Source organism: Synechococcus sp. MU1651, from assembly GCF_023630635.1.
Classification (GTDB): Bacteria; Cyanobacteriota; Cyanobacteriia; order PCC-6307; family Cyanobiaceae; genus Parasynechococcus.
In genome coordinates this window covers 47,633-56,163 of sequence record NZ_JAKUHJ010000013.1, presented here as the reverse complement: position 1 = coordinate 56,163, position 8,531 = coordinate 47,633, and the positions used below count along the sequence as shown (strand labels likewise).

Below are 8,531 nucleotides of genomic sequence, written 5' to 3'. Positions count from 1 at the left end.
TGCTATCGGTTTCAATCAGCAAGCCAGCGGCATCCTCAATTCTGACTTCAACTTCTCAGATGTTGATTCAGTAATGACAGCTCAGACCGTCTCTGGACTCGATGTTGATGCTTCTACCACCACTGGTGATGCATGGTCCAGCTTGGATTCAGCTTCAGTTGGTTTTGAGGGTGCAACCAGCAGCATTACAGGAGCTGCAGAAATTACTGCGATTGCATCTGATCAAGGCTTTGCTGAATCGTCCACCGTTGCAGGCCAAGCCACAGCTCAGGCTGACCAATCTGCCATCGGCATGGATGGTTATTCCATCAACAACAGTTCCGATCTGCAACTTAGTGCTCTTTCTCAGGTTGATTCGACTGCTGAAAGCTCAGCAACAATGGCCTGATCATTTGAGGTTCAGGTTACTAAAATGAAGACTATTAAATGTCGCTTTTGGTGACTCCCACAGCCTTCCACTGGATCAGCTGCCTGTAGTCCTTATCGCTTTGCTCAATCCATGCAGGAGCACTCCAACTCACGCCACCACCTGTCTCCACTACCCCCTTGGTAGCCATGGCCAACGTCCTCGATCACGTCCCCCAGACCCCTCTCCTCGAAGGCATCCAGGACTGGCCCCGGAGCTGCAGCCGGGAGGAATGGTTCCGCATCACCAGAGCCATCGTGGCCGGTGTTATCGCCGATATGGCTGAGGACCTCACCGACGCGGAGTTGGCGGTGGTCGAGCAGCACTTCATCTCAGCGGGGTTGCTGTGAATTCAGCGCAAGTCCGATGGGTTGAGACTCTTCTGGCGAGTCACGGAGCTAAGCCCCTCCGAGGGTTCATCTTTATCTCCGCTAATGAGTCGGACGTACCTATGGAGTTTTCGGTCAGGCAGGCCAGCAGTTGCGATCAAAGCGACTGGTCCGAAAAGGAAGCCGCCAAGACTCCATGGAAACCAGTTGTGGTTTTTGGACGCAGCAATAACACCGGCATAGATCCCACACGGGATCCACATAAGGAAAACAAGAGCGGCGAACACCGCCATGAATGCTTCCACTGCACTCGAGCCATCGTCCATATCAACGCAGTCACTTCCCTGTAGGTAGCCATGACCACCCAGACCGAAAACAAGATCCGCATCCGTAAGGCTGCTGGATGGATCCTGCAGGGGCACTCCGTCAGCCACGTTGTGGCCAGATTGGCCGAATCCGAGGGGGTCAGCAGGCGTACGGCCCGGCGGATCGCAGGCAAGGCAATGGATCTCGTCCATCGGGACTTAGAGGCAACGAACGTAGAGAACCCTCAAATGGCCACGGTTTTGATCCACAACCTGCAGGAATGCATGGCCCGAGGGATGGAATCGAACAACATTGGTGCCGCTGTTGCCGCTGCACGTGAGCTGAGCGCGATGTTGGGCATCGGTGTGCACAATCGGCGCCCCCCGAGCCGTTCTTACGGGCGTTAGTTAATTACAGAATCGTTTCCTGACTGTCATTCCTGCACCACCTGGCCTGCCTGGCTGGGGCGGCAGCCAAATGCCTTCAACAGATGGATCTAAGACAAACCAACTGGATCCCAGGTTTTTCTTGCAGCTTGATCGAATCCAGTCATACCGCTGCACATCTTGATTGTCTGTCGACATGTCACCTTTAATTGTTTCCGTCCACATTGCGAATGTAATCACATCACCTTCTTTTTTTACATCGTCGTTGTAATAACCCTGGCCATCTGCTCTATCCAGGAACTGGACCCATTCCCCGGAAGATTGATCTGGGGAATAAATAGGAGCAGGGGCATCCCAGATATATTTTGTTGATTCCGTATACCCCCACTCCGCCTTTGCCGCCGTTCTTCTGCAAAAGAACGTGGCTGCCACTTGAACGCCTGAACCTTTCGGTATGACAGCCCAGGGTGCATTCTGCGCAAATACGCCATTTGGCCTTATGTAGTAATCCTTGTTCTTGCAGTTGACATCCATTCTCCCCTCCATTTGGCGTCCGTTATTAGTGTTGTATTGAACTTGTATGCGAAATGAATTTTCATTGAGTGGTTTATATGTAGATACGCGACCCCAGAACACAGCCACGCGTTCATTGTTGTAGCCGAAGGGAATCCAAGTGTTTTTTCCAGATCCGTCGTTGACTTGAGAGCGATCTATTAGATCACGATCGTTATCACTCTTATCGCGCGGATCTGTCCGTGCCATCAAGAATGCCTCTGCATTTGATGCCTGATTGGCATCAGCAAATACAAAGTTCAGTCCAACTGTGCTGGCAGCGAGGAGAGAAACGACGGGTTTCATTGATCGATTACCGCTTCATGCATTTTGCCTCAGCTGTGCCAGTCCCATCGCGATCTCAATTTCGAGCTGAGACCCGTGGCCGCTGGACCCGATCTGGCCTGACGCAGGTTGACGATCGCCATCGCAAAACAAGGTGTGTTTTCAAAAAATTGCGCTGCCTAGGCAAACAACGCGCCTTCGGATGACCCACAGCCAAAGGCCGAAAAGGGAGCCGCTGATGGGGGTGGGGGTAGCTGTTCGCGCCAATAGCGCCGTGACTGCGGACTGCTTAATGAGTCATCGGCAGGGTTAGGCACCCTCGGGCAATCGTCATCAATAAGCTGCACTGTTGACACTGATAGTTATTACTAAGTCTATGTCTATTGAAATGGCTGATTTACCAGAGCTAGTGGTGAGTTGTCGTTGGAAATAAGACATGACATCAGAAGCAACAGCACTACAAATGGCGCTGCCTTTGTTCAACACCAAGATCACAAGTCACAGGTGCAAGCACTGCGGAGGTAGTGGTTACAAGAAGAGCAGGTATGACAGCTATATGCACGTCTGCAGCTACTGCAGCGGAACGGGCCGAAAGCTTGTCCTGACTCGGAAGTACGACATAGAAAAAGGGCCAACCCCCAACAGGTGGCCCCCCATCTGAACCAAGCTAATTGTAGGTCTTATTCAACTGCTGCAGCCGCTTCAACACCAGGCCACATTGCTGCAAACTGGGCATCAGAGACAACAGCAGTTACGTCAAATTCAATCCCATATCCCTTAATCCAAGGGCCAAGATGAGCCCAAACCTTCCCGATATCACTTGCCTCAGCAATTGCCACACCACTACCGCTCACTGGCTCACAAACTCGGTACTTCAGTTCAAATCCGTCAAACTTGTCGCCAGGCCCTCCAGCATTGATGTAGTCGGCAAAACCTGGACATGACTCCCATGCGCCTTCAACAGTGGGGAAGCTCCAAACGATTAGGTAGTGCTGCACAGAAAGTGAGAAAGGGGACAGCCATGTCGTAGCCATCCCCAAGGGTTGCAACTGCTCAGGTGCTCAGCTCGTGACAGGAGGGTTACGCGATTGCGTCCTGCATCGCTGTGGACCCTGCAGAGCTGCTGCAGCTGCATGTGCGAGGCGCATAGGTACGAGATCTGTTCGATCAACCAAGCCACGCGATCACTGTCATTTGGCAGGACAGAGGCCATCTCCTGCCATCTCTTGGCTTGGGCCTCAATTCGTTGAATGTCCCATGCGATTTCAGGCATCAGCTCTGCCCTCCGCGAGCCTGCATGCCGCGTTGATGAAGTGCCTTGCGGCATCTCTCAACGCACCATGTCATCGAGCTGTTGCGGGTAGAACCCGAGCACCAATCGCGACCGGCTTCGAGAAAACCGCCGCAAATTTCACGCTTGCGTTTGAGCGTGTCCGTCGAGATGCCAAGAGCATCCGCTGCTGCCTTGGTGGGCAGCCAGAGTTCAGTTTTCATGCCCCGACCTCAGTTAGCGGGGATCCACTCGACGCCGTACAGCTTGCTGCTGCAGGGCTCTTCGCCAGCCTCTAGGCGCGCAACGTATTCATCACGCTTGGCCCAGAGCTGCTCGCGGGTCAGGCCAGCAACGCCAGCCTTCCGGAGAGATTCACGAAGCACAGGGTCGCCATCAGCGACCCGATCGAGATGGTTGGGCGCGTAGGGGTTGTTTATGAGCTGCTCAAGCAGCCGATGGTGCTGCCAGAGAGCGTGTTGAACAAAATTTCTGGTCGCCGGCGACGTCTGGGCGAACTTGTGAGTTCGCCTTTTTTCTGCGTTGGATTTGCCCATAGGAGTTGCTCCCAATAAGTGGAAGAACTCCGGGATCCGTGGTGACTCTGGTCACATCCGGGCCGCCGTATTGGTCGACCCAGTCCCGCCGGTGTTCGTAGAACAAACCTACTGGGACCACTATTCAGTGGCAAGTCGTGCGCACCACCACCAGTGGCGTGCAAATCACACCAGAAATCACACCAACTAGCGGAATCACACCGCTGCACGACTAACCCCAGAAACAAGAAAACCCAGTCAGGGACTGGGCTTCAAAGAATGGAGCCAAGGAGACTCGAACTCCTGACCCCCTGCATGCCATGAAAATACTGGCAAAGCCGAGATCGGCTGCGACGACTAGCTCTAACCCCAGTGGCACTAGTGCTTTTGGCGGACCACTCCCTCACTTGCGACAACTTGCTATGGCAAGAAAGGGCAGAAATCAGACTTGAAAATCAGACTCAATTTCGGCAAGCTCTGACCACCTGCACGACAAGAAGGGGTTCATGGCTCAGGCACAGCTATGGCTGAAGACGCTGCGCCAGGCCGTGAAGGGTGACTACGGGCCGGGCTGGATCCTCAAAGAGCAGTACGACCGCTTCAAGATCGGCAGAGCTGAGGCTGGCAATGCCAGACACGGCAAAACCCAATTCGTCTCAACCGACCTGCCGTTCGCTCGTGGCAGCCACCGCAAGGTCCTGAACCTCATCGGAGAGATGGTCGCCAAGATGCAGGACCAAGAATTGAACGTCGGCCTGGCCGAGGCTTACGAACTTGTCAGGGGCAGCACCGAAGTCACTGGCGCCGCCATCAACTGGGAGGAAGTTCGTTCGCGCTACAAGGCCAGCAGGGTTGATTCGGGCACGGTCAAGGCCAGCAACTACGCCGAGCACGAGGAATATCGGATCAACCGAGCCTTTGCCTTGATCACGGCTCGCACTGGTGCTGCGCACGATGGTGGGGTGCTCATGCGGCTTTATGCCCGCAAGCACCTAATGGAAGTCGAGCCAGGGTCTTCAGGTCGTAAACGCAACCTGCTGGACGTTGCCCGTTTCCTGAAATTTGCCGTCAATAAATGCGGTGCAGACAGGAAATGGCTGCCCTTAGAGGCTGACGACCTCAAAGAACTGATTGGTCATCGTCAAACCGCCCCCAAGCCCACGGTGCCGATCAAGCCGGAAGAGCTGATCACACTGTTGAACGGTCTTGAGTCAGACCCTTCCCTCCGGCTTGCCGTCGGGCTTGTTGCACTGTTCGGGCTGAGGCCCGCAGAGCTGATGGTGCTCTCTGTTGACGATGGCAACCTGAAAATCGGCAACGTGAAGCGCAACGCTCACAGCTCCGGAACACCCAAGCCACCAAGAACTGTTCAGGAGCTGCCTCTGAAAGAACTGCAAGGCGAAGGGGCGCGACTGGTGCAGCTCTTTCACTCCGGCCTGGTGAAGCTGCCAAAGAGCATCAGAAACCTTGAGGCTGGTGCGTTCAAGGCTTGCGGCCACACCTTCCGGCAATATCTCGACCGCAATGCCACCTGGCAGTCGCTGAAGGCATCCAATCCTGAGCTGACGCCTTACTCACTGCGGCATGGCTACGCATGGCGAGCCGCCAAGTACTACCCGCAACCGCTGCCCCTGAGGGACACCGCGAAGCTCATGGGGCACGATCTCAAAACGCACATTCGCCACTACGGGCAGTGGACTGACGACGCCTCAACAAAGTCGGCGGTCGAAGCCTCGATCCAGTCCCTGGTAGGAGCGAGTTGACCAAGCGTCAGTAGAAGATGCAGCAACAGCAGTAGTCACTTCACTTCATCTGTAAATCAAGATGAACAAGCAGGGCTGTTAGCAAAAAAAGGTGCATGAAGACACACTCAGGCAACTGAATGTATCGGCTAGTCAACAAAAAATTATCACTAAAACATGAAGTATCCGTTGGAACATTGTTCACGTTGGACTTTTTGGCTGAGATCTAATCGCTTCCGCCATCCCCTCAATGGAACTCAGTTTTCTCGGCAACAAGTACACCAAAAGCAATGAGCCAAAGGAAAAATCCATTATTCAGCTCAAATACATGGGCAAGGCTTACAAGCCATCAATGGGCAATGCCTCTCGCGCTCTCACCGTTCTCACATACCGCGGGGTGAGCTACTCCAACTAAGTCAAGTGGATTGGGCGGATGCTTCCGCCCTTAATGGCTTCAGCGCACAGGCGGGGGGCAGCGTCTCCAGCCCGTCTTCTGCATCGTCTCCCAAGCCTCAATGGCGTTGTGCCGCAGCATCCGCCGCCGAGTCATCGGTTCTGGTGGGCGGGGCGGAACGTAGCTGTAGGTCCTGATGGCGACCCACTGAGCGTGCACCGTCGCCGTGTCGGGCTTGAAGTGACAGAGCTTCTGTTGCTGCTCGGAATACAGCCACCCTTCACCAACAGCCTTTTCTGGCGACTCGTGAAAGCTGCGGTCCTTGTTGGGCATGAAGATGGTCTAACCACCTATTCCCAGCCTTCGAAGCATGGGTAGCAAAACCAAAACCACTGGCCCGATCGCTAGAGCCATCGCCTGGGACAAGACCTTCCACAAACGGATGCGGAAGCGTTTTGGCCTCAGCAAGTACCAGTACTTGACCCTGACCTTCGCTAAAGGGCTAGTAGTTGGTTACGTCTTGGCGTTTCTGTTTCACCGCTAGAAAGCTGCGGTCCATGTTGGGCATACCTGAAGTACAAGCCAGACTGGGTGGCATACCGAGCCTTTATGGAACGAACTTGATGCCTGCGCTTAAGCCTGTTCTTGCTTCCCTGCTGATTGGCACCGCGACAGTGCCATCCATTGGCCTTGCAGGAGCCAAAGCTCAAACGGTCTCGCAGCCTGGTTATTCGCGCACCACTCAGTGCTTCCGGGATGAATACAGGGAGGAATACATCCCGGGCACAAAAGACAGTCCCGGATACGTACGTAACTGGACTGAAAAAGTAGAGATAGCTTGCGCTAACAAGCCAAATCAGATTCCTACGCAAGAAACCCAAGCAGTGGATGTTGACAACAACAGCTGCGTCGAAGGGAGTGTGATCGGTGGATTGCTTGGAGCTGGTCTTGGAGCGGCACTATCCAGAAAAGAGGGACGCTGGGTGGGAGTCCCTGTTGGGGCTGCGGCAGGAGCGGTGGTTGGCTGTCAGGTAGATGGTGGTTGATGCTCTCTGAACACGCATGAGCCCACTACTCCTGCTGGTTGGCTTAGGTCTCGGGGGTTATCTCGCCGTGTGGCGCAATAAGCGAGCCTTGAAAGTCAAAGCAAGACGCAGGCGTTAAAGAGGCTTCCTTAGGAACACGCTGTCGGGACGCCACTGGCAGATGTACTGCAGCTTCTCCCGCAGCCCCTCTATGTCAACCAAACGCTGTCCAGTGTGCTGCTGCACATGGACATGTTCGTTCAGATAGCCGTCGTTGATCAGTCTGTAGAGCTGAGATCTGGACTTATATCCGAGGCGTCTTGCAGCCTCGCTAATCGTCATTAACTCCATCTAGCTGTCCCTATCTGTCTACTGTTTTGACAACCACAGGCTAGATAAACAACGCGCCTTCGGATGACCCACGTTGATTTGGCTCAAAAGGACCCTGTTCGCGCTAATAGCGCCGTGACTGAGGACTGCTCAATGAGTCATCCGCAGGGTTAGGCACCTTCGGGGAGTCGTCATCAATAAGCTGCACTGTTGACACTGATATTTATTACTAAGTCTATGTCTATTGAAATGGTTGATTGACCAGAGCTAGTGGTGAGTTGTCGTTGGAAATAAGACATGACTTCAGAAGCAACAGCACTACAAATGGCGCTGCCTCTGTTCAACACCAAGATCACAAGTCACAGGTGCAAGCACTGCGGAGGTAGTGGTTACAAGAAGAGCAGATATGACGGCTACATGCACGTCTGCAGCTACTGCAGCGGAACGGGCAGAAAGCTTGTCCTGACTCGGAAGTACGACATAGAAAAAGGGCCAGCCTGACGCCGACCCTAAGTTCATTGTCCTTTCAAAAGATCAGGACATTTTGGCGAAGAGCTTCTTGTGGTAATCAACCACGTCCTGACAGCCGATAACAGGAGTGAAGTCCATTTCAATGCCGAACTGAGCACGCCATGGTGCGAAGTGCTCAAAGATTTGAGCATCACTTTCAGCTTTGAAGAGGATCGTCACTCGGCCTGCGCCAGGAGCGTGCACGCGGAACAACATTTCAAAGCCATCAAAGTTGTCCAGCTTTGCCATTTCGCCTGAATCCCACAGCTCACAGAAGCTCTTGTAGGCAGCCAGTTGGCCTTCAATCTCAGGAAACACGCAATCTGCGAGATACATCTGCATGGCAAGCCAAAACCAGGGGACAGCCACGTCGTAGCCACCACCGTTGCTCTCAACTCATCAGGTGCTCGCGTCGTGACAAAAGAGATACGCGATCGGGTCCTGCATCACAACGAATGGA

Annotated in this window: 12 protein-coding genes; 6 read left to right on the top strand and 6 right to left on the bottom strand. The window is 53.9% G+C overall.

What is annotated here, in order from left to right; genetic code table 11:
- The 3 genes from NCN05_RS09945 to NCN05_RS09935 form a co-directional block, all read left to right on the top strand.
- A partial coding sequence (locus NCN05_RS09945; RefSeq protein WP_250397952.1) for a hypothetical protein occupies positions 1-388 on the top strand: 388 nt, incomplete at its 5' end.
- A 167-nt stretch (positions 389-555) separates the two neighbouring features.
- Positions 556-756 carry a hypothetical protein gene (locus NCN05_RS09940; RefSeq protein ID WP_250397951.1) on the top strand — a complete coding sequence of 67 codons (201 nt, stop codon included), beginning with the start codon at positions 556-558 and terminating at the stop codon, positions 754-756.
- 335 nt (positions 757-1,091) lie between these two features.
- Positions 1,092-1,448: a hypothetical protein gene (locus tag NCN05_RS09935; RefSeq protein ID WP_250397950.1), complete on the top strand. Its 357-nt coding sequence runs from the start codon at positions 1,092-1,094 to the stop codon at positions 1,446-1,448.
- Here NCN05_RS09935 and NCN05_RS09930 read toward each other — a convergent pair whose 3' ends face one another.
- From NCN05_RS09930 to NCN05_RS09915, 4 genes are all read right to left on the bottom strand, one after another.
- Entirely contained in the window at positions 1,449-2,285 is an 837-nt protein-coding gene (locus NCN05_RS09930; RefSeq protein ID WP_250397949.1) for a hypothetical protein, read from the bottom strand.
- Between the two features lie 659 nt (positions 2,286-2,944).
- Positions 2,945-3,262, bottom strand: a complete 318-nt coding sequence (locus NCN05_RS09925; protein ID WP_250397954.1) for a DUF3303 domain-containing protein — start codon at positions 3,260-3,262, stop codon at positions 2,945-2,947.
- A 274-nt stretch (positions 3,263-3,536) separates the two neighbouring features.
- Positions 3,537-3,758 carry a hypothetical protein gene (locus tag NCN05_RS09920; RefSeq protein ID WP_250397948.1) on the bottom strand — a complete coding sequence of 74 codons (222 nt, stop codon included), beginning with the start codon at positions 3,756-3,758 and terminating at the stop codon, positions 3,537-3,539.
- Positions 3,759-3,767: 9 nt separating this feature from the next.
- Positions 3,768-4,091, bottom strand: coding sequence for a hypothetical protein (locus NCN05_RS09915; protein WP_250397947.1), 324 nt, complete (start codon positions 4,089-4,091; stop codon positions 3,768-3,770).
- Positions 4,092-4,618: 527 nt separating this feature from the next.
- Here NCN05_RS09915 and NCN05_RS09910 point away from each other — a divergent pair.
- Together NCN05_RS09910 and NCN05_RS09905 are read left to right on the top strand one after the other, a co-directional pair.
- A complete protein-coding gene (locus tag NCN05_RS09910; RefSeq protein WP_250397946.1) occupies positions 4,619-5,833 on the top strand; it encodes a site-specific integrase in 1,215 nt (404 codons plus the stop codon).
- A gap of 229 nt (positions 5,834-6,062) precedes the next feature.
- Positions 6,063-6,227 carry a DUF4278 domain-containing protein gene (locus NCN05_RS09905; protein WP_250397945.1) on the top strand — a complete coding sequence of 55 codons (165 nt, stop codon included), beginning with the start codon at positions 6,063-6,065 and terminating at the stop codon, positions 6,225-6,227.
- A gap of 39 nt (positions 6,228-6,266) precedes the next feature.
- On the opposite strand, the gene NCN05_RS09900 is transcribed toward NCN05_RS09905, so the two are convergent.
- Positions 6,267-6,539 (bottom strand): DUF1651 domain-containing protein, encoded by a 273-nt coding sequence (locus tag NCN05_RS09900; RefSeq protein ID WP_250397944.1) that lies wholly within the window; start codon positions 6,537-6,539, stop codon positions 6,267-6,269.
- A gap of 290 nt (positions 6,540-6,829) precedes the next feature.
- On the opposite strand from NCN05_RS09900, the gene NCN05_RS09895 reads away from it, so the two are divergent.
- On the top strand, positions 6,830-7,252 hold the full coding sequence (locus NCN05_RS09895) for a glycine zipper 2TM domain-containing protein (RefSeq protein WP_250397943.1): 423 nt from the start codon (positions 6,830-6,832) through the stop codon (positions 7,250-7,252).
- An 843-nt stretch (positions 7,253-8,095) separates the two neighbouring features.
- Here the strand turns inward: NCN05_RS09895 and NCN05_RS09890 are convergent.
- Positions 8,096-8,413 (bottom strand): DUF3303 domain-containing protein, encoded by a 318-nt coding sequence (locus tag NCN05_RS09890; RefSeq protein WP_011364204.1) that lies wholly within the window; start codon positions 8,411-8,413, stop codon positions 8,096-8,098.
- Between the last annotated feature and the right edge of the window lie 118 nt (positions 8,414-8,531).

What these genes read in the sequence shown, in the direction of transcription:
- NCN05_RS09915 (WP_250397947.1), bottom strand. Translation starts at nt 4,091, where the DNA reads ATGGGCAAATCCAACGCAGAAAAAAGGCGAACTCACAAGTTCGCCCAG.
- NCN05_RS09905 (WP_250397945.1), top strand. Translation starts at nt 6,063, where the DNA reads ATGGAACTCAGTTTTCTCGGCAACAAGTACACCAAAAGCAATGAGCCA.
- NCN05_RS09930 (WP_250397949.1), bottom strand. Translation starts at nt 2,285, where the DNA reads ATGAAACCCGTCGTTTCTCTCCTCGCTGCCAGCACAGTTGGACTGAAC.
- NCN05_RS09935 (WP_250397950.1), top strand. Translation starts at nt 1,092, where the DNA reads ATGACCACCCAGACCGAAAACAAGATCCGCATCCGTAAGGCTGCTGGA.
- NCN05_RS09920 (WP_250397948.1), bottom strand. Translation starts at nt 3,758, where the DNA reads ATGAAAACTGAACTCTGGCTGCCCACCAAGGCAGCAGCGGATGCTCTT.
- NCN05_RS09940 (WP_250397951.1), top strand. Translation starts at nt 556, where the DNA reads ATGGCCAACGTCCTCGATCACGTCCCCCAGACCCCTCTCCTCGAAGGC.
- NCN05_RS09900 (WP_250397944.1), bottom strand. Translation starts at nt 6,539, where the DNA reads ATGCCCAACAAGGACCGCAGCTTTCACGAGTCGCCAGAAAAGGCTGTT.
- NCN05_RS09890 (WP_011364204.1), bottom strand. Translation starts at nt 8,413, where the DNA reads ATGCAGATGTATCTCGCAGATTGCGTGTTTCCTGAGATTGAAGGCCAA.
- NCN05_RS09895 (WP_250397943.1), top strand. Translation starts at nt 6,830, where the DNA reads ATGCCTGCGCTTAAGCCTGTTCTTGCTTCCCTGCTGATTGGCACCGCG.